Annotated in this window: 14 protein-coding genes and 2 pseudogenes; 13 read left to right on the top strand and 3 right to left on the bottom strand. The window is 68.2% G+C overall.

Features of this window, described 5'->3' with window-relative positions; translation table 11 throughout:
* Positions 1–256 precede the first annotated feature (256 nt).
* The 3 genes from LTV02_RS20385 (at position 257) to LTV02_RS20375 (ending at position 2,447) form a co-directional block, all read left to right on the top strand.
* On the top strand, positions 257–1,291 hold the full coding sequence (locus tag LTV02_RS20385; protein WP_174567264.1) for an alpha/beta hydrolase: 1,035 nt from the start codon (positions 257–259) through the stop codon (positions 1,289–1,291).
* A gap of 117 nt (positions 1,292–1,408) precedes the next feature.
* Entirely contained in the window at positions 1,409–2,110 is a 702-nt protein-coding gene (locus LTV02_RS20380) for a ferritin-like fold-containing protein (protein WP_233032955.1), read from the top strand.
* 109 nt (positions 2,111–2,219) lie between these two features.
* Positions 2,220–2,447 carry a DUF3107 domain-containing protein gene (locus LTV02_RS20375; protein WP_067723350.1) on the top strand — a complete coding sequence of 76 codons (228 nt, stop codon included), beginning with the start codon at positions 2,220–2,222 and terminating at the stop codon, positions 2,445–2,447.
* Positions 2,448–2,515: 68 nt separating this feature from the next.
* Here the strand turns inward: LTV02_RS20375 and LTV02_RS20370 are convergent, their stop codons facing one another.
* Positions 2,516–3,181: a TetR/AcrR family transcriptional regulator gene (locus LTV02_RS20370; protein WP_067723352.1), complete on the bottom strand. Its 666-nt coding sequence runs from the start codon at positions 3,179–3,181 to the stop codon at positions 2,516–2,518.
* 308 nt (positions 3,182–3,489) lie between these two features.
* On the opposite strand from LTV02_RS20370, the pseudogene LTV02_RS20365 reads away from it, so the two are divergent.
* The 3 genes and pseudogenes from LTV02_RS20365 to LTV02_RS20355 all read left to right on the top strand — a co-directional run bounded on the left by LTV02_RS20365 (position 3,490) and on the right by LTV02_RS20355 (position 6,903).
* A pseudogene (locus LTV02_RS20365) lies at positions 3,490–4,648 on the top strand (DUF3152 domain-containing protein).
* A 154-nt stretch (positions 4,649–4,802) separates the two neighbouring features.
* Positions 4,803–5,987 carry an adenylyltransferase/sulfurtransferase MoeZ gene (moeZ, locus tag LTV02_RS20360; protein ID WP_067723354.1) on the top strand — a complete coding sequence of 395 codons (1,185 nt, stop codon included), beginning with the start codon at positions 4,803–4,805 and terminating at the stop codon, positions 5,985–5,987.
* A gap of 73 nt (positions 5,988–6,060) precedes the next feature.
* Positions 6,061–6,903: a TIGR02569 family protein gene (locus LTV02_RS20355; RefSeq protein ID WP_408639411.1), complete on the top strand. Its 843-nt coding sequence runs from the start codon at positions 6,061–6,063 to the stop codon at positions 6,901–6,903.
* A 198-nt stretch (positions 6,904–7,101) separates the two neighbouring features.
* On the opposite strand, the gene LTV02_RS20350 is transcribed toward LTV02_RS20355, so the two are convergent.
* The gene (locus LTV02_RS20350) at positions 7,102–8,571 is read right to left on the bottom strand and encodes an MFS transporter (RefSeq protein WP_233032951.1); all 1,470 of its coding nucleotides are present in this window, start codon (positions 8,569–8,571) and stop codon (positions 7,102–7,104) included.
* A 197-nt stretch (positions 8,572–8,768) separates the two neighbouring features.
* Positions 8,769–9,440, bottom strand: coding sequence for a FadR/GntR family transcriptional regulator (locus LTV02_RS20345; RefSeq protein WP_067723360.1), 672 nt, complete (start codon positions 9,438–9,440; stop codon positions 8,769–8,771).
* Between the two features lie 65 nt (positions 9,441–9,505).
* On the opposite strand from LTV02_RS20345, the gene LTV02_RS20340 reads away from it, so the two are divergent.
* From LTV02_RS20340 to LTV02_RS20310, 7 genes and pseudogenes are all read left to right on the top strand, one after another.
* A complete protein-coding gene (locus tag LTV02_RS20340; protein ID WP_408639228.1) occupies positions 9,506–10,795 on the top strand; it encodes a CynX/NimT family MFS transporter in 1,290 nt (429 codons plus the stop codon).
* Positions 10,796–11,107: 312 nt separating this feature from the next.
* Complete coding sequence (locus LTV02_RS20335) at positions 11,108–12,574, top strand: nitrate/nitrite transporter (RefSeq protein WP_233032949.1); 1,467 nt, start codon at positions 11,108–11,110, stop codon at positions 12,572–12,574.
* Between the two features lie 26 nt (positions 12,575–12,600).
* Positions 12,601–15,165 carry a nitrite reductase large subunit NirB gene (gene nirB / locus LTV02_RS20330; RefSeq protein ID WP_408639227.1) on the top strand — a complete coding sequence of 855 codons (2,565 nt, stop codon included), beginning with the start codon at positions 12,601–12,603 and terminating at the stop codon, positions 15,163–15,165.
* Positions 15,166–15,230: 65 nt separating this feature from the next.
* Positions 15,231–15,623 carry a nitrite reductase small subunit NirD gene (gene nirD / locus LTV02_RS20325; RefSeq protein WP_233032947.1) on the top strand — a complete coding sequence of 131 codons (393 nt, stop codon included), beginning with the start codon at positions 15,231–15,233 and terminating at the stop codon, positions 15,621–15,623.
* Positions 15,620–16,762 (top strand): annotated as a pseudogene (locus LTV02_RS20320) (uroporphyrinogen-III synthase); the annotation flags it as partial. The gene nirD and the pseudogene LTV02_RS20320, both read left to right, overlap by 4 nt.
* 344 nt (positions 16,763–17,106) lie before the next feature.
* A complete protein-coding gene (locus LTV02_RS20315) occupies positions 17,107–17,916 on the top strand; it encodes a sirohydrochlorin chelatase (RefSeq protein WP_233032945.1) in 810 nt (269 codons plus the stop codon).
* 280 nt (positions 17,917–18,196) lie between these two features.
* Positions 18,197–18,418 carry a hypothetical protein gene (locus LTV02_RS20310; RefSeq protein WP_067723368.1) on the top strand — a complete coding sequence of 74 codons (222 nt, stop codon included), beginning with the start codon at positions 18,197–18,199 and terminating at the stop codon, positions 18,416–18,418.
* The last annotated feature ends 144 nt before the right edge of the window (positions 18,419–18,562 follow it).

The raw sequence follows: 18,562 nt of genomic DNA, 5'->3' as shown, positions 1-18,562 counted from the left end.
TTTTCGCTGTCCGGGGAGATTGTAGCGTGATACGGTCTTCGCCCCGTTTTCCGCCACCGCAATTGCCCGGCGCTATTACGCTGGTGAGGGCCGTGGCGACGATCTTCATGAACCCGCATAGGGGTCTTCGCAGCTTCGTTAAGGATTGCGCCGCAGCACAATTCGACCGCACAGAGCGGTCTGTTTCCTACCCGCGCCAGTTGGGTTGCTCACATACCTGTTACAGGTTGTAGCTCATATGTGGGATGTTGTGCGCGTGAGCTTGGCAGACACCGTGACGACCGCAGCCCGTAATGCGTGGGCACTGACATTCGGCGATGGCATCGAAGCCCCCGAACCCACCCCTTCGACCGTGCTGTCCGACGCACCCCACCGCGAACTGCGCCGCTACGACGGGGCCGATGCCGACGCCCCCGCCGTGCTGCTGGTGCCGCCGCTGGCCGCCCCCGCCTTCTGCTTCGATCTGCGCCCCGATCAGAGCATGGCGCGCTTCCTGCTCGAATCCGGCCGCGCCCCGTACCTGGTCGACTACGGCGACATCACCTTCGAGGACCGCCGCATGGGCTTCGAGGACTGGATCGACGACATCCTGCCCGAGGCGATCCGCCAGGTCTCCGCCGATCGCGGCGGCGCGCCGGTCGATCTGATCGGCTGGTCCATCGGCGGCGTGCTGGCGCTGCTGACCGCCGCGGCCGATCCCACCCTGCCGATCCGTTCGGTGACCGCCGTCGGCGCGCCGCTCAGCTACAACCACATGGTGGGCGTCCGCGAACTGCGCGCGCTGGCCCGGGTCGACGGCGGCCGCACCGCAACCGCCGCGATTCGCGCCGTCGGCGGCGTTTCCGCGCGCCTGACCCGCGTCGCCTACCGCGCCACCGCCTGGGATCGGGAACTCAAGCGCCCCTTCTTCATTGCGAGCAATCTCGCGGACACCGCGACCCTGGCCCGAATGGAGACCATCGACCGATTCCAGAATTCGCTGCCCGGTTATCCGGGCCGTTTCTACAACCAGTTGTGGGGCCGTTTCATGCTCAACAACGACATCGGCAAGGGCGTCGTGCATTTCGGCGAGCGCACCGTCGAACTCGCCGCCGTGACCGTGCCGGTGCTGCTGGTCGGCGGTCCCGCCGACGTGATCACCCCGGCCCCGGCGGTCGAACACGGCCTGGAGACCCTGACCGGTTCGCCGGATGTGCGATACGAGACCGCCCCCGGCTCTCACCTCGGGATCCTCATCGCCCGCGATACCACCTGGACCTACCTGGACAAGTTCCTGCGCGACCTGGACTAGCTCCGCGTCGCCGGTAAGACGTTGTGCCGCAATAGAATACGAACCGCTAGCGGATGGTCCACCCATAAGCCCGCCGATGGCCGAATGCGGTTCACCGGCACGGGCTAGGGTGGGCGCATGGGAGCAAACTCGTCTACCGCGCTGGGTGCGGCGTCGGAATCTGCCGACGACCGCATCGCCGCCGCACACCCCGGAGTCACCGACCTGTTCGCCGTGCTCGCCTACGGTGAGATTTCCGCCTTCTACCGGCTGACCGAAGAGGCGAAACTCTCGCCGAGCCTGCGCGGCCGGGTGGCCGTCGCCAAGATGGCCGCCAATGAGATGGGCCATTTCGAAACCTTGGAAAGCGCCCTGGACGCGCGCGGCGTGGACGTCTTCGACGCCATGGCTCCTTTCGTGCGCGCCCTGGACGCCTATCACGCTTCCACCGACCCCTCCACCTGGCTGGAGTCGATGGTGAAGTTCTATGTCGGCGACGGGATCGCCGCGGACTTCTACACCGAGATCGCCGGCGCCCTGGCTCCCGAGGTCGCCGACGTGGTGCGGGATGTGCTGGCCGAGACCAGTCACTCCGAGTTCGTGATCGAGGAGGTGCGCAGTGCGGTCGAGGCGAATCGCTCCGAGCGTGACCGCCTCACGCTGTGGGGACGGCGTCTGCTCGGCGAGGCCATCACCCAGGCGCAGTACGTGATGGCGCAGCGGGACGAGCTGACCGAACTGGTGCTCATCGCGACCGGGGATCTCAACGGCATCGCCACCCTCTTCGAGCGCATGCAGGACAGTCACGCCGAGCGCATGCGCGTGCTCGGACTGGGCTGACTCCCTGTCCGGGGTTTCGCTGAAAGCGCACCCGCACCCTGCCGGGTACGCCGCTCCCTGCACTAGCCTGATTCGAGACAGCACAGGACTCTAGGTTCGGAGGTTGGCCGTGGAGGTCAAGATCGGTATTTCGGATAGCCCGCGTGAGCTGGTCATCAACAGCTCGCAGACCCCGGCCGAGGTCGAGGCGCTGGTTACCGGTGCGCTGCAGGGCGACGCCGGCGTGGTCGCGCTGACCGACGAGAAGGGCCGCAAGTACCTCATCCAGGCCGCCAAGGTCGCCTACGTCGAGATCGGCACCCCGACCTCGGGCCGCGTCGGTTTCGCCGCCGTCTGATCGACGAACCGAAAAGCACTGCCCCGCCGAATGATTCGGCGGGGCAGTGCTCGTAAGTACCGGGAAATTCAGTCGATGGGGTGCAGCGGCACGTGCGACAGCCCGCCCCAGCAGAGCATGACCGTGGTGTCCACGGCGTCTTCCTTGGGGATCGGCCGGTCGGCTTCCAGCCAGTAGCGGGCGCTGAGCTGGCTCGCGCCCACCAGGCCCACGGCCAGGACGCGCGCCCGGTAGGGGTCGAAACCGGAGTCGTGGGAGACCAGGTCGAAGACCGCGTCCACGCACGCCTCGGTGGCCTGCTCGACGCGGCGCTGCACCTGCGGCTCATTGGTCAGATCGGATTCGAAAACCAGCCGGAAACCCTGGGTTTCGTGATCGACGAAGTCGAAATAGGCCTGTACGGCGGCCCGTACGCGCTGCTTGTTGTCGGTGGTGGAGCGCAGCGCCTGGCGCACGCTCGACACCAGGGCGTCGACATAGTTCTGCAGCACGGCCAGATACAGCTCGAGCTTGCTCGTGAAGTGCTGGTACAGCACGGGTTTGCTGACGCCCGCGCACTGTGAGATCTCGTCCATGCCGGAGGCGTGGTAGCCGCGTAGCACGAAAACCTCACCTGCCGCTGCGAGTAGCTGAGCGCGGCGCGCCTCGCGGGGCATACGGGTGCCGCGCTTGCTCGGCGCCATGGCCTCGGATGACGTGCGGTGTGCGGTCATCCGGTCCACGAGGTCAGTCATTTTCCGAATCTCCCAGTCGATCAGTTCGGCGACACAGCCCGGTCGGAGGATGTCACCGGGGGTATCCCCCGAACGATACTCGCTCGATGGCCTGATGCCGATCCAGGTTCTGAATTTCGATGTGTGTAATCGGCGTACTCGGAGTCGATGTTTCGAACGGGATCGCCGAGTTGATTATGCGAGGCCGGTCACAAGAGTGGAAGTGGTGTCCCGGTATGTGAGTTACATCCCGATTGCGTGAGATATCTCGCAGCAATAGGGGCCCCGACCCCGCCCCCGAGTGCCGCCCGCCGCACTGTGAGAACCTGATGGGCGTGACCGACCATGGGGGCAGTAACTCCGGCGGGCGCGACGCGAGCCGCCCGATGGGGGCGGTCGCGCCCCGGGGAGCCGGCGCGAAGCGACGGGGAAGACCCAGCGGGCCGATCTACGACCCGCTCGGTCTGTACACCGAGAACACTCCGTCGCAGACCGGCCCGGCGGGCCCGCCCGCCCTTTCCGATGACCGGTTGCCGCAGCCCTACGAGCCGCTGCGGGCGCGCTGGGATCCGACCGCGCCGCCGGAGGACGCCCGGTCCCGGCAGCGGCCGGAGCGGGAGACCAAGAAGCAGAGCGCGCTGGGGCGATTCGTCTCCACCTACGGCTGGCGCGCCTACGCGCTACCGGTGCTGCTGGTGGTGACCGTGCTGGTGGCGGTGGACGCGCTGCGCGGCGGGGCCGACAGCGTAGCGGGGGTGCCGGGGTTCGGGGTGCTGAGCCAGCACACCGACAAGACGGGCATCTACGGTGCGCCGCCCAAGGGGGACGGCAAGTTCGCGGCCGATCTGCCCACCGGCACGGTGCCCGGCGGCGGGCCCTTCACCGAGGCCGGGGCCGGGCACCTGGCATGTGGTGCGGGGGAGTACCGCGCAGGCCGGGACCGGTTCGGATCACGTCTTCCGCTACACCGTCGAGATCGAGGACGGGGTCGATACGGCCGGCATCGGCGGGGACGAATCGGTGGCCAAGATGATCGACGCCACGCTGTCGAATCCCAAGAGCTGGACCCATGATTCGCGATTCGGATTCCAGCGCATCGATGCCGGCGACCCGGATTTCCGGATCTCGCTGACTTCGCGCCAGACCACCCGGACCGCGTGCGGGTTCGAGATTCCCATCGACTCCTCCTGTTACAACGCGGATCTGGGGCGCGTGGTGGTGTCGGAGGCGCGCTGGGTGCGCGGGGCGCTGGCCTACGAGGGCGATGTGGGTTCGTATCGGCAGTACCAGATCAATCACGAGGTCGGGCATGCCATCGGCTATCACGAGCATCAGCCGTGCGATACCGACGGCGGGCTGGCGCCGATCATGATGCAGCAGACCTTCGGGACCCGGAACGACGACATCGCGAAGCTGGATCCGACCGGCGTGGTGCCGATGGACGGCAAGAAGTGCCGCTTCAACCCCTGGCCGTATCCGCGCGGATAGGTTCGCGGTCGACCCCCTGTCCGGGGTTTCCGGGGCTTGCCCCTGAGACCGGGAGTCTCCGCTGCTGCCCTACCCTTGGGAAGAACGCTAGGGATCGCGGTGTTGCAGCTATGGCCGCGAGTTATCGGCGAATTCGATTGAGGAGTTCCCAGACGTGTCATCGCATGCCCCCCTGCCGCCGCTGGTCGAACCGGCCGCGGAGCTGACCCGGGACGAGGTCGCCCGCTACAGCCGCCACCTGATCATCCCGGATCTCGGGGTGACGGGTCAGAAGCGTTTGAAGAACGCCCGCGTGCTGGTGATCGGCGCCGGTGGTCTCGGTTCCCCCGCGCTGCTGTACCTGGCCGCCGCCGGTGTCGGCACGCTCGGCATCGTCGAGTTCGACGAGGTCGACGCCTCGAACCTGCAGCGCCAGATCATTCACGGCGAATCCGATATCGGCCGGTCCAAGGCCGACAGCGCCCGCGACTCGATTCTGGAGATCAATTCCGGAATCAAGGTGGAGCTGCACAAGATTCGCCTCGAACCCGACAATGCGGTCGAACTCTTCCGTCAATACGACTTGATCGTCGACGGCACCGACAACTTCGCCACCCGCTACCTGGTCAACGACGCCGCCGTGCTCGCGGGCAAGCCGTACGTGTGGGGCTCCATCTACCGCTTCGAGGGCCAGGTCTCGGTCTTCTGGGAAGACGCCCCCGACGGGCGCGGCATCAACTACCGCGACCTGTACCCCGAGGCCCCGCCGCCGGGCATGGTCCCCTCCTGCGCCGAAGGCGGCGTGCTGGGCGTGCTGTGCGCCTCCATCGGCTCGATCATGGTGACCGAGGCGATCAAGCTGATCACCGGCATCGGCGAGACGCTGCTGGGCCGGCTCATGGTCTACGACGCACTGGACATGAACTACCGCACCATCAAGCTGCGCCGCGATCCGGAGCGTCAGCCCATCACGGGGCTCATCGACTACGACGCGTTCTGCGGTGTGGTGTCCGAGGAGGGCCAGGCGGCCGCGATCGGCTCCACCCTGACCGCCCGCGAACTCAACGAGATGGTCGAGGCCGGTAAGGATCTCGCCATCATCGATGTGCGCGAACCGGTCGAATGGGAGATCGTCAAGATCGAGGGCGCGACCCTGATCCCCAAGGACCGCATCCTGTCCGGCGAGGTGCTTTCCGAACTGCCGCAGAACAAGCCGATCGTGCTGTACTGCAAGACCGGCATCCGTTCCGCCGAAGCCCTCGCGGCACTGAAGAACGCGGGCTTCTCCGACGCCACCCACCTGCAAGGCGGAATCGTGGCCTGGGCCAACCAGGTCGACCCGAGCCTGCCGGTCTACTGACCGGACCGCCCGGCGCGGCATCCTTTTCGGAAAAGGTCCCAGCGGTAGGTTTCGGTGCGTGACCCTTACTGCTGTGGAACCTCCCGAGCACGTGCGTGCGACCTTCGGGTTGCGCGAGGTCGCGCCGGTTCCGCTGGGGAACTGGGACGGCGGCTGGAAATGCGGGGATGTCGTATTGAGCCCCGTGACCGATCACGCCCGGGCGGCGTGGTCGGCCAAGGTGCGCGAGACGCTGCGCGTGGACGGTATTCGCCTCGCGCGGCCGGTGCGAGCGACCGACGGTAGATACGTCGTATCCGGTTGGCGCGCGGACACTTACCTCGAGGGCGTGCCGGAACCCCGGCACGACGAGGTGGTGTCGGTGTCGCTGCGGTTGCATCAGGTGACGGCCGGGCTGGAGCGTCCACGCTTCCTGATGCAGCAGCCGGTGGCGCCGTGGGTGGATGTGGATGTGTTCGTCGCGGCCGATCGCGCGGCCTGGGAGGCGGTGCCGCTGCGCAGCCTGAAGGTCGGCGGCATGCTGCCGTCCACCTCGCCGGACGGCGATCGCAGCCTGACCTTGATCACCCAGTTGTCCACCCTGCGTAAGCCGGTGACCTCGCCCGCGCAGCTGGTGCACGGCGATCTCTTCGGAACCGTCCTGTTCTCGGGCAATTTCGCGCCGGGCCTCACCGACATCACCCCGTACTGGCGGCCGGTGCCGTGGGCCGCGGCCGTCATCGTGGTCGATGCCCTGTCCTGGGGCGGGGCCGACGACGGGCTCCTCGAACGCTGGGGATCCCTGCCCGAATGGCCGCAAATGCTGGTGCGCGCGGTCATGTTCCGGCTCGCGGTCCATGCCCTGCATCCGCGCTCGACCCCCGAAGCCTTCCCCGGGCTCCAGCGCACCACGGACATGATCCGCTTGATGCTGTAGGACAACTCTCGTGACTCTCAGGGGTAAACCCCTGAACCCCGGCGTGGCCGCCACCCTCGCGGGTAACTCCGGGTCTTCGGCGCGGTCAGCCATCCACCCCCGAAAACGACTGTCGCGCCGAGCTTTTGCTCGGCGCGACAGCCTTTCGAAGGGGCACAGGGGTTTCGGAGGAACCCCCGGGCCCGGGGCGGTGGGACTCTAGACGTTCGCGTGCGCGAGGGAGGGAGCACGCCCGATCGCGAACGAGGAACGCAGGTAGAACCACCAGGTGAGGCCCGCCATGGCGAGATACGTTGCGGCATAAGCCCAGAACGCCGGGTTCATGCTGTGGTAGTGCACATTGGACAGGCGCAGCGCCTGCTGCACCACCCAGCCGCCGGAGGCGCCGACCGCGCCGATGACGCCGATGGCCGCACCGGCCTGCCGCTTGGCCGACGCCGCCGCCTCGCTCAGGTCCTGTCCGTGCTCGGCGGCGTAGCGCTTGGCCTCCGCGCCGAAGATGGACGGGATCATCCGGTAGGTGGAGCCGTTGCCGATACCGGTGAGGACGAACAGCAGCAGGAAGGCCGCGAGGTAGAGCGGGAAGCTCTTGGCCGCCAGCCCGGCCATGATCAGCAGGGTCGCGACCGACATGCCGCCGAAGACGTAGACGGTGATCTTGGCGCCGGTCAGCCTGTCCGAGATCCAGCCGCCGAAGGGCCGGCTCATGGAGCCCACCAGCGCGCCGAGGAAGGCCAGGTTGCCGATGGTGCTCATCCAGCCGATCTTGGCGAGCTCCGGGAAGTTGGCCTTGAGCAGCGTCGGGAAGGCGAAGGAGAAGCCGATGAAGGAACCGAAGGTGCCGATGTAGAGCACCGACATCACCCAGGTGTGGCGGTTGGTCAGCGCCAGCTTGTAGGACTTGCCGTCGGCCTTGGCGCCCTCGATGGAGTCCATGAAGCGCAGCGCGCCGAACATGGCGACGAGGATGAACGGGATCCAGACCAGCACCGCGAGGGTGATGCCGAAGCGGTAGCCGGCCGCATCCTTGGCCATGATGTGGGTGCCGAGGGTGATGATCAACGGCACCACCAGCTGGGTCTGCGCCACGCCGAGATTGCCGCCGGCCGCGTTGATGCCCAGGGCCGCACCCTTCTTCCCCTCGGGGAAGAAGAAGTTGATATTGGCCATCGACGAGGAGAAGTTACCGCCGCCGACGCCCGCGAGACCGGCCAGCAGCACGAATACCCACATGGGCGTGCCGGGCTGGTTGATGAAGTACACGATGCCGAGCGTGGGCGCCAGCAGCATGCCGGCGCTGAATACGGTGAACGCGCGCCCGCCGAACTTGGGAATGGCGAAGGTATAGGGAATGCGCAGGGCCGCACCGACCAGGGTCGGGGTGGAGGTGAGGATCAGGGCATTGCTGACCGCGGTCGGATTGCCTTTGCCGAGGCCCGCGAGAAAATCGAATCCGGCCGCGCCCATGGCGGTGACAATGCTGCCCCAGATAACCCAGACGCTGAATCCGAGATTCTCGGCGAATACCGAGAAGATCAGATTCTTGCGGGCTGTTTGTTTACCCCCGTTTTCCCAGAATTCAGCATCGTCGGGTTCCCAGGTCTGGAGCCAGCGGCCCCGTTTCTGGTAGGTGAAGCTGCTTATTTCCGGCGCGGCCGTTGTTGCCATGAGCGCGTTCCTCTCGAGATGGCGACCGCCCCTCATCGTGAGCACCGGAACCTGAATGGTGGTCCGGATGTGTCCCTGCGGTCGCGATCTACCGTACGAAGGCACGGTTACGGCGGCGTCGCTTTCAGTGACGGCCGAACTAATTCCAGCTCACGTCTCGGGGTTGCGCGCGGTGACCTCTCGGTTACCTGGACTTCTTATCGAGTGTCCGGGTATTCGGCAATTAGTGAACCAAGGAAACAATTCGCGGCGCGCGCCGCGCGTTCGGCGTCGCCGTCCACGACCGCCCGCACCAGTTCGGTGTGCTCGGCGTGGTAGGCCTCGCCCTCTTTCTCACTGCGGGAACGGATCCCGGCCTCGATGACCGGCAGCAGCGAGTCGTAGAACTCGAGGTACACCGCATTGTGACTGGCCACCACGATAGCGCGGTGCAACTGCACATCCGCGTCGATGGCGGCCTCGAAGTCGGTGTCCCAGCACTGCCGGCGTTCCTCGAGCAGCCGTTCCAGTTCCGCCACATCGGCATCGTCGCGGCGTTGCGCGGCGAGCGAGGCGGCGGTGGTGTCGAGTGCGCGCCGCAGCTCGAGGATGTCGCGCTGCTCGGCGTCGGCGAAGTACTCGGTGAGCGTCCCGCCGAGGGTGGAGGTGGAGATGACGTAGGTCCCGGAGCCCTGTCTGCGCTCCACCATGCCCGCGTGCACGAGCGCCTGCACGGCCTCGCGGACGGTATTGCGGCCGGTGCCGGTGAGCTCGGTGAGTTCCGGCTCGGTGGGGATGCGGGAACCGACGGGCCAACGGCCGGAACGGATTTCGGCACGAAGCTGCTCTGTCACCTGGGCGATGAGGCTCGTGCGCCGGACTGGTTGCACGTCTGACAGCGTACCGTGCCTCACATTCGTTGCATCACATCATCGGGTCATCCTATGATTTGTCGGTGACTGCGACCTTCCCCGAGACCACCGCCACCGGGCGGAATCTGCCCTTCGACCAACGCCACCCGGCCGAAGCGCATCGCAAGGTCACCAAGCGAGGTCTGGTCGAAGGTCGCCTGCTGGTGCTGGCCGCCATCCTGATGTCCGCGCTCACCCTGCGCATCGCCGTCACCGCGTTCACCCCGCTCGCCGCCCGGATCGGCGACGACATCGGTTACTCCACCGCCGTCATCGGCATCTTCGGCATGCTGCCCACCGCCATGTTCGCGGTCGCCGGCCTGCTGACCCCCATCCTGACCCGCCGCTTCGGGCTGGAGAAGACCGCGCTCATCGCCATGGGCATGACCGCCGCCGGTTCCGCCATCCGCGCGCTGGTGCCCGAGACCTGGGAGCTGCTGGCCTTCTCCGCGCTCGCGCTGACCGGCATGGGCATCGGCAATGTGGTGATCCCGCCGCTGGTCAAGCGCTACTTCTCGGATCGGCTGGCGCTGCTGTCGGCCGTCTATATCGTCATGGTGCAGCTGGGCACGGTGATCCCGGCGCTGATCACGGTCCCGGTCGCGGACGCGCACGGCTGGCGGTTGTCGCTGGGCATGTGGGCCGCGCTCGCCGTGCTGGCCGCGCTGCCGTGGATCGGCGTGCTGCGGGTCCGGCGCGCGGCCGCTCGCGAGGACAGCACCGAAATGCCCGCCGGCGCAGGCGAATCCACCGGCAAGGTGTGGAAGTCGCCGCTGGCCTGGGGGATGGCGTTCATGTTCGGCATGACCTCGCTGACCACCTACTCCATGTTCACCTGGATGCCCGCCATCTTCACCGATGCCGGGGCCGATGCCTCCTTCGGCGGCAGCATGGTCGGCATCTTCGCCCTCATCGGCCTGGTGGCGGCGCTGTCCGCGCCGATCGTGGTGGGGCGCATGGCCAATCCGTTCCCGGTGGTGATCGGGTGCGCGGTGTTCTTCTTCATCGGGTTCGCGGGCCTGCTCATCGCGCCGATGGCCGCGCCGCTGGTGTGGGTGCTGGCGCTGGGCCTGGGTCCGTCGACCTTCCCGATGGCGCTCACCTTGATCAACCTGCGCACCCGCACCGCCGCCGGTTCGGCCGCGCTGTCGGGCTTCACGCAGGGCGTCGGCTACGCCGTGGCGTGCATCGGCCCGGTGCTGTTCGGGGCGTTGCATTCGATGACCGGTGGCTGGGTGCTGCCTTTCGCGTTCCTGACTCTCGCGGTCTTCGTGTTGATCGGCGGCGCGTGGCTGGCGTGCAAGCCGCGCATGCTCGAGGACACCTGGAACTGACCCCTGACGCTGAAACCCGCACCCCGCCGCATCAGTGGCGGGGTGCGGGTTTTTCTTCACCGCTCGGGTTGCGGACGGGTGAGGTATCGCCCATGCTGTGTGGCAACGCTCTCACCTCACGCTCGGCATTTCGCGTTTTCGGCTCTTTTTGATCGACGGAAACCGTTGTGTCACATGCTCGAAACATAGCGAAAGTTCTCACGGGGTTTGCCCGGTACGGGTGAGCAACCGTTGATTTGACGGTCATTTCGCGCAGCATTCGCGCAATACCCGTTCCCTACCTTGGGGCCTATCCAGATTTCAGGAGGGCCCTTGTTCACGACGCTCAAGCGCAAGCACGACATCGAGCACTGGGATGCCGAAGATGTCGAGGCTTGGGAAGCCGGTGGTAAAGACATCGCGCGCCGCAATCTGATCTGGTCGGTCTTCGCCGAGCACATCGGGTTCTCGGTGTGGTCGATCTGGTCGGTCATGGTGCTGTTCATGCCCGCCGATCAGTTCGGGATCGATCCGGCGGGCAAGTTCTTCCTGGGCGCGGTGCCGACCCTGGTCGGCGGTTTCATGCGGATTCCCTACACCGTCGCGACCGCGAGATTCGGCGGGCGGAACTGGACCATCTTCAGTGCGCTGGCCCTGCTGGCGCCGGTGCTGCTCGCCCTGTACTTCATCAATCAGCCCGGCACCTCGTTCACCACTTTCCTGGTGATCGCGGCCTTCGCCGGCCTGGGCGGCGGCAACTTCTCCTCGTCGATGTCGAACATCAACGTCTTCTACCCGCAGCGGCTCAAGGGCTGGGCGCTGGGCCTGAACGCGGGCGGCGGCAATATCGGCGTCCCGGTCATCCAGCTGATCGGCCTCGGCGTGATCGCGACCCTGGGCGCCGCCTACGGCAATGCCTCGGTGGTGTGCCTGATCTACCTGGCGCTGATCGTGGTGGCGGCGCTCGGCGCGGCGCTGTACATGGACAACGTCAAGAACCAGAAGGCCGACCTGTCCTACATGGTCAAGGCGCTGAAGGTGCCGCAGTCCTGGGCCATCGCCTTCCTGTACATCGGCACGTTCGGTTCCTTCATCGGCTACAGCTTCGCCTTCGGCCAGGTGCTGCAGATCAGCTTCAAGGCCGGTGGCGCCACCGCCGCCGCGGCCGCCCTGCACGCCGCGCAGATCGCCTGGGTGGGTCCGCTGCTGGGTTCGCTGGTCCGCCCCTACGGCGGCAAGTGGGCCGATCGCATCGGCGGCAGCAAGGTCACGCTGTACACCTTCCTGGCCATGACCGCGGCCTCGATCGTGGTGGTCGGCGCTTCCACCCTGGGCGACCGGACCGGGCGTCCGACCGGCGCCGTGCTGGTCGCGCTGATCATCGGGTTCACCGCGCTGTTCGTCATCTCGGGTATCGGCAACGGCGCGGTCACCAAGATCATCCCGTCCGTGTTCGCGGCGAAATCCCGTGGCCTGGACGGTGATTCGGCCACCCGCGCGGCCTGGGCTCAGAACACCTCCGGCGCGCTCATCGGTTTCGTCGGCGCCATCGGCGCGCTGGGCGGCGTCGGCATCAACCTGATGCTGCGCTCCTCCTACGCCTCCACCAAGTCGGCCACCACCGCCTTCTGGGTCTTCCTGGCCTTCTACGTGGTCTGCGCGGTGGTCTGCTGGGCGGTCTTCCTGCGCCGCCCGAGCCCGCGCGCCACCGACTCCGATGTCGTCGTCGAGGCCGAGGCCCTGGTGATCGCGGCCGAAGCATCCACCGAATCCACGTCCAGCTCGTCGGCTCGCGCCTGACTCGCCCAGCCTCGAAAGGGACTGTCATGACTCACAGCATCGAACGCAAGACCGCGATCGTCGTCGGCCACGGCATGGTCGGGCACCGCTTCGTGGAGGCGCTGCGCTCCCGGGACGAGGCGAACGCCTGGCAGGTCATCGTGCTCAGCGAGGAGAAGCTGGCCGCCTACGACCGCGTCGGGCTCTCGTCCTACGTCGGCGCCTGGGAGGCCGCGGCGCTCGCGCTGCCCGGCAACGACTACCAGGGCGACGACCTGGTCGAGGTGCGGCTCGGCGTGAAGGCCGACAGCATCGACAAGGCGGCCCGCAAGGTCACCACCTCCACCGGCGACGTGATCGGTTACGACGCACTGGTTCTGGCCACCGGCTCCTACGCCTGGGTGCCGCCGGTGCCGGGCCACGACGCCGAAGGCTGCTTCGTCTACCGCACCCTGGAAGACCTGGACGGCATTCGCGCGGCGGCCGAGGCGGCCGGACCGGGCGCGGTCGGCCTGGTGGTCGGCGGTGGTCTGCTCGGCCTGGAAGCGGCCAACGCGCTGCGCCTGCTGGGCATGACCCCGCACGTGGTCGAGTTCAACAACTGGCTGATGCCCGCCCAGGTCGACGAGGGCGGCGGCGCGATCCTGCAGAGCCTGGTCGGCGATCTCGGGCTGCAGGTGCACACCGGGGTGGGCACCTCCGCCATCGAGGCCGATGCCGAGGCCGGTATCGCCGAGCGGCTGAAAGTGACCTTCTCCGACGAGACCGAATTGCGGGCCGCCCTGGTCGTTTTCGCGGCCGGCGTGCGGCCGCGCGACGAGATCGCCAAGGCCGCCGGCCTGGACGTCGGCCCGCGCGGCGGCGTCATCACCGACCTGGGCCTGCGCACCTCGGACCCGAACATCTACGCGATCGGCGAGGTCGCCGCGGTCGAAGGCGTCTGCTACGGCCTGGTGGCCCCGGGTTACAGCACCGCCGAAGTGGTGGCGGACCGGCTGCTCGGCGGCGCGGGCGAGTTCCCGGGCGCCGACATGTCCACCAAGCTGAAGCTGCTCGGCGTGGACGTGGCCAGCTTCGGTGACGCGCACGGCCGTACCGAGGGCGCGCTGTCGGTGGTGCTGCACGACGCCGCCAAGGGCACCTACGCCAAGCTCGTGGTCTCCGACGACGCCAAGACGCTGCTCGGCGGCATCCTGGTCGGCGACGCCTCGCAGTACTCGGCGCTGCGCCCGCTGGTCGGCCGCCCGCTGCCCGCCGACCCGGCCGCGCTGATCTCCCCGGCCGGCGCCGAACTCGGCGCGGACGCGCTGCCCGACGACGCCCAGATCTGCTCCTGCAACAACGTCTCCAAGGGCTCCATCTGCGGGGCCATCGCGGACGGGGCCTGCGACGTGCCGGCCATCAAGAGCTGCACCAATGCCGGAACCTCTTGCGGCGGTTGCGTTCCCATGCTCAAGAAGCTGCTGGAGCAGTCGGGCGTGGCGGTCTCCAAGTCGCTCTGCGAGCACTTCGCGCAGTCGCGCGCCGAGTTGTTCCACATCGTGCAGTCGACCGGCATCCGCAAGTTCTCGGAGCTGATCGCCAAGTACGGCAAGGGATCCGGCTGCGATATCTGCAAGCCGACCGTCGCCTCCATCCTGGCCTCCACCTCCAGCGATCACATTCTCGAGGGCGAGCAGGCGTCGCTGCAGGACACCAACGACCACTTCCTGGCCAACCTGCAGAAGAACGGCACCTACTCGGTGGTGCCGCGCATGCCGGGCGGCGAGGTGACCGCCGAGCAGCTCATCACCATCGGCGAGGTGGCCAAGGAATTCGGCCTGTACGTGAAGGTCACTGGCGGTCAGCGCATCGACCTGTTCGGCGCGCGCGTGGAACAGCTGCCGCTGATCTGGAAGCGCCTGGTCGACGTGGGCATGGAATCCGGGCACGCGTACGGCAAATCGCTGCGCACCGTGAAGTCCTGCGTCGGCTCCACCTGGTGCCGGTACGGGCAGCAGGACTCGGTCGGCATGGCCGTGCTGCTCGAAAAGCGTTACCGCGGTCTGCGTTCCCCGCACAAGCTGAAGCTGGCCGTCTCGGGTTGCGCCCGGGAATGCGCCGAGGCGCGCGGCAAGGACGTCGGCGTCATCGCCACCGAGCACGGCTGGAACCTGTACGTGGGCGGCAACGGCGGTCTGACCCCGAAGCACGCGGTGCTGCTGGCCGGTGATCTGGACGACGAGACGCTGATCAAGTACATCGACCGCTACCTGATGTTCTACATCCGCACCGCCGACCGGCTGCAGCGCACCGCGCCGTGGCAGGAGGCCCTCGAAGGCGGCTTGGACTACCTCAAGGCCGTGGTCTGCGAGGACAGCCTGGGCATCGCCGACGAGCTGGAGGCGGCCATGGCCAAGCACGTCGACGGGTACAAGGACGAATGGGCCGCCGTGCTCGAGGACGAGGGCAAGCTGTCGCGCTTCGTGTCCTTCGTGAACGCCCCCGAGGCAGCGGACCCGACCATCTCGTTCGACGACAGCGGCGAGCGCAAGGTGCCGGTACTGCTCGGAATTCCGGACATTCCGGTCGGTGTGGCGGAATCGGCGGCCGCCGCCACTCAGGGGAAATGACCGCTTAACCGCCTGGAAACAGGACGTCGGTACCAATAGTTAAGGCGTTCGGAGGAGAGTTACCGATGACCGTGATCGACACACCCAGCACTGCCACCGCAACCGCTGCCGGTTGGACCCAGGCCTGCAAGCTGGATTACCTGATTCCCGGCCGCGGCGTGGCGGTGTTGCTCAAAGGTGGCCGGCAGGCCGCCCTGTTCCTGACCCCCGACGGCACCCTGTACGCGATCGGCAATATCGACCCCTTCGGCCGGGCGGCGGTCATGTCGCGCGGTCTGGTCGGTGATCGCTCGGGCCTTCCGGTGGTGGCGTCGCCGCTGCTCAAGCAGGCCTTCTCGCTGATCGACGGGCGGTGCCTGGACGACGATTCGGTCGCCGTGCCGGTGTTCGCGGTGCGCGTGGTGGACGGTGTGGTCGGCGTGTCCAACGAGCCCGTGGCGCTGGACGGTGGAGCATGACGGAACTCGACTCGGGCAACCCACTGGCCGGCTTCACCGTCGGCATCACCGCCGCCCGCCGCGCCGACGAACTCGGCACGCTGCTCACCCGGCGCGGCGCGCACATCGTGACCGCGCCGGCCATCCGGATCATTCCGCTGGCCGACGACGACGAGCTGGAGCGGGTGACGCGCCAGCTGGTGGCGGAGCCCGCGCAGATCACCGTGGCCACCACCGGAATCGGCTTCCGCGGCTGGATGGAGGCCGCCGAGGGCTGGGGGCTGGCCGAGGACCTGCGGGCCACGCTCGGCGAGAACCGCATGCTGGCGCGCGGCCCGAAGGCCAAGGGCGCCATCCGCGCCGCCGAACTGCGCGAGGAATGGTCGCCCGCCTCCGAATCGTCCGCCGAAGTCCTGGATCACCTGCTGGCGCAGGGTGTCGAGGGCGTGCGGATCGCCGTGCAGCTGCACGGGGCCACCACCGAATGGGAGCCCGTCCCGGACTTCTGTGAGGTATTGCGTTGTGCCGGTGCGGATGTCGTGCCGGTTCCGGTCTACCGCTGGGTGCCGCCCGCGGACCGCACCCCGATGGACCGCCTGATCGAGGGCATCGTCACCGCCGGGCTGGACTGCGTGACCTTCACCAGCGCGCCCGCCGTCGCCTCACTTCTCATGCGCGCCAAGGAAACCGGCCTGCTGGATGCCGTGCTGCACGCCCTGCGCACCCGCGTGCTGCCCGCCTGCGTCGGCCCGATCACCGCCGCCCCGCTGGAAGAACTCGGCGTCCCCTGCTCCATGCCCGGCCGCGCCCGCCTGGGCGCGCTGGCCCGCCACGTCGCCGAGGAACTGCCCCGGCGCGCCAATCGAATCCAGGCCGCCGGTCACGTCCTCAGCGTGCGCGGCGGCTGCGTCGTCGTGGACGGGGAGGTGCGCCAGCTCGCGCCCGCCCCCATGGCTCTGATGCGCTCCCTGGCGCGCCAGCCCGGCCGCGTCGTCTCCCGCGAGGACCTGCTGTCCGCCCTGCCCGGCGGCGGTGACGACACCCACGCGGTCGAAACCGCCATCGCCCGCCTGCGCGCCGGCCTCGGCACCCCCAAGGCCATCCAGACCGTCGTCAAACGCGGCTACCGCCTGGCCCTGGATCCCGCCGAATGCGCCGATGACATCCGCCCCGCCTTCCCGAACCCGGCCGCACCCCATCCGGCCGGGTCGCACACTCCCGCCCCGAATCTCAACGGCCGCAATCCCTTCCCGGCCCGCGGCGCCGGTTCGGGCAATCGCCCCGACTACTCCCGGCCGCAACCCGTGCAGCGCCCCGAACGTCCGCTGAACGGCATGGCCCGCCCGGCTCCCGCCACCGCCGCGCCCGTCCGCCGCCCCTCCTCGGAGGGCCTGCCGGGCCGGTCGGCGAACACCGGCCTGCCCGCCACCCCGGAACTCGCCCCGCGCACGGGACCGATTCCGGCCCAGCCTTTCCCGCGCCCCGCGCCCCGAACGGGGACGTGGTGAGCGCCCCCGCCCTGGTGCTGGTCGCGCACGGGACCAGGAGCGCCAAGGGCGTGCAGATGATCGCCGCGCTGGCGGAGGCCGTGGCTCGGGAGCTGGGTGCGCCGGTTCCCGCGTTCGGTCCCGGCGCGGAATTCCCCGAGACAGGTGCCGGTGCGGCGTTCGGGGCCGCATCGACACCGTTGCGTGACAACGGGATCGAGGGCCCGCGCGTGCGCACCGCGTTCGTGGACGTACTGGGGCCCTCGCCCGCCGAGGTGCTGCGGGATCTGGGAGACGTTCCGGCCGTACTGGTTCCGGCTTTCCTGGCCTCCGGCTACCACGTGTATCAGGACGTGCCCCGTGAGGTGGCCGCGAGTGCCCACGAGGCGGTCGCGGTCACCCGGGCGATGGGTCCGGACCCGGCCCTGGCCGCCGTCATGCGGATGCGCCTGCGCGCCGCGGGCTGGCGTCCGGGCGATGCCGTCGTCTTCGCGGCGGCCGGTTCCTCGGACGCCCGCGCCCGCCACGACGTCCGCCGCGCCGCGGGCCTGCTCGCCGAACAGATCGGCGCCCCGGTCCGGGTCGCCTACATCGCCACCGGTGAACCCCGAGTCCCCGAAGTGGTGGCCGATCTCCGCGCCGCCGGCGCGCAACGCGTCTTCGTGGCTTCATACCTGCTGGCGCACGGCCTCTTCCACGCACGCCTGCACACCGCCGGCGCGGACGGGGTGGCCGACCCGATCGGCGTCCACCCGGCCGTGGTCCGGCTCCTCGCCGACCGCTACCATGCCGCGGCCGGCACCCTGGCCACAGCGCGGGTGGCCTGACGCGCCCGCGAATTCCGCTCTCCCAGTGGCCCGCCCGACAAGGGCGGGCCACTGTCATGTGCACCGGTGTCTCGGGTGGGTGGTGCAGACCGTCCTGTCTCGTGTCCGCCCCGGGATACGCAAGTTTGCTGGCAGGTCGCTATGCCTCTGCGGCGCACCCGGATTCGAGCCCCGGGCCCAAGATGAAACGAATCGCCGCAAACTTCGATGACTTGGCCGTCGCGCGAATACGTGCGACTCTCGGAAGAGACATTTCCATATTGATCGGGAGGATCCCATCTTGAAGAAATTCGCTGTCACCGCGGGCCTGTTCGCGGCCGTCGCCGCCGGTACCTTCGGCACGGCTTCGGCCGAGGACGGCATCATCGGAGCCGACCCGGCGAACGCTTGCGCGTTCTACGGGCTGACCCCCGAGCAGTGCACCGAGGTCATGACCCACCCGGGCGTCGGCGCCTCCTTCCAGGGGCAGGCGTGGACCGGTTACACCGGGGTCATTCGCTGAAACGTGTGAATTTCACAATTCGATGCGGGCCGGTGCCGTCGGGCGCCGGCCTGTTTCGTTGCCCGTGATCTCCATCACGATTACTAGCGATTTGCTATCGCAATGCAACGTTCCGGCTCTGGATCATATGCCATTCACGGCCCG

The organism is Nocardia yamanashiensis, assembly GCF_021183565.1.
GTDB classification, from domain to species: Bacteria; Actinomycetota; Actinomycetes; order Mycobacteriales; family Mycobacteriaceae; genus Nocardia; species Nocardia yamanashiensis.
This window is presented reverse-complemented; position numbering and strand designations above follow the sequence as displayed.

What these genes read in the sequence shown, in the direction of transcription:
- LTV02_RS20380 (WP_233032955.1), top strand. Translation starts at nt 1,409, where the DNA reads ATGGGAGCAAACTCGTCTACCGCGCTGGGTGCGGCGTCGGAATCTGCC.
- nirD (WP_233032947.1), top strand. Translation starts at nt 15,231, where the DNA reads ATGACCGTGATCGACACACCCAGCACTGCCACCGCAACCGCTGCCGGT.
- LTV02_RS20370 (WP_067723352.1), bottom strand. Translation starts at nt 3,181, where the DNA reads ATGACTGACCTCGTGGACCGGATGACCGCACACCGCACGTCATCCGAG.
- LTV02_RS20350 (WP_233032951.1), bottom strand. Translation starts at nt 8,571, where the DNA reads ATGGCAACAACGGCCGCGCCGGAAATAAGCAGCTTCACCTACCAGAAA.
- nirB (WP_408639227.1), top strand. Translation starts at nt 12,601, where the DNA reads ATGACTCACAGCATCGAACGCAAGACCGCGATCGTCGTCGGCCACGGC.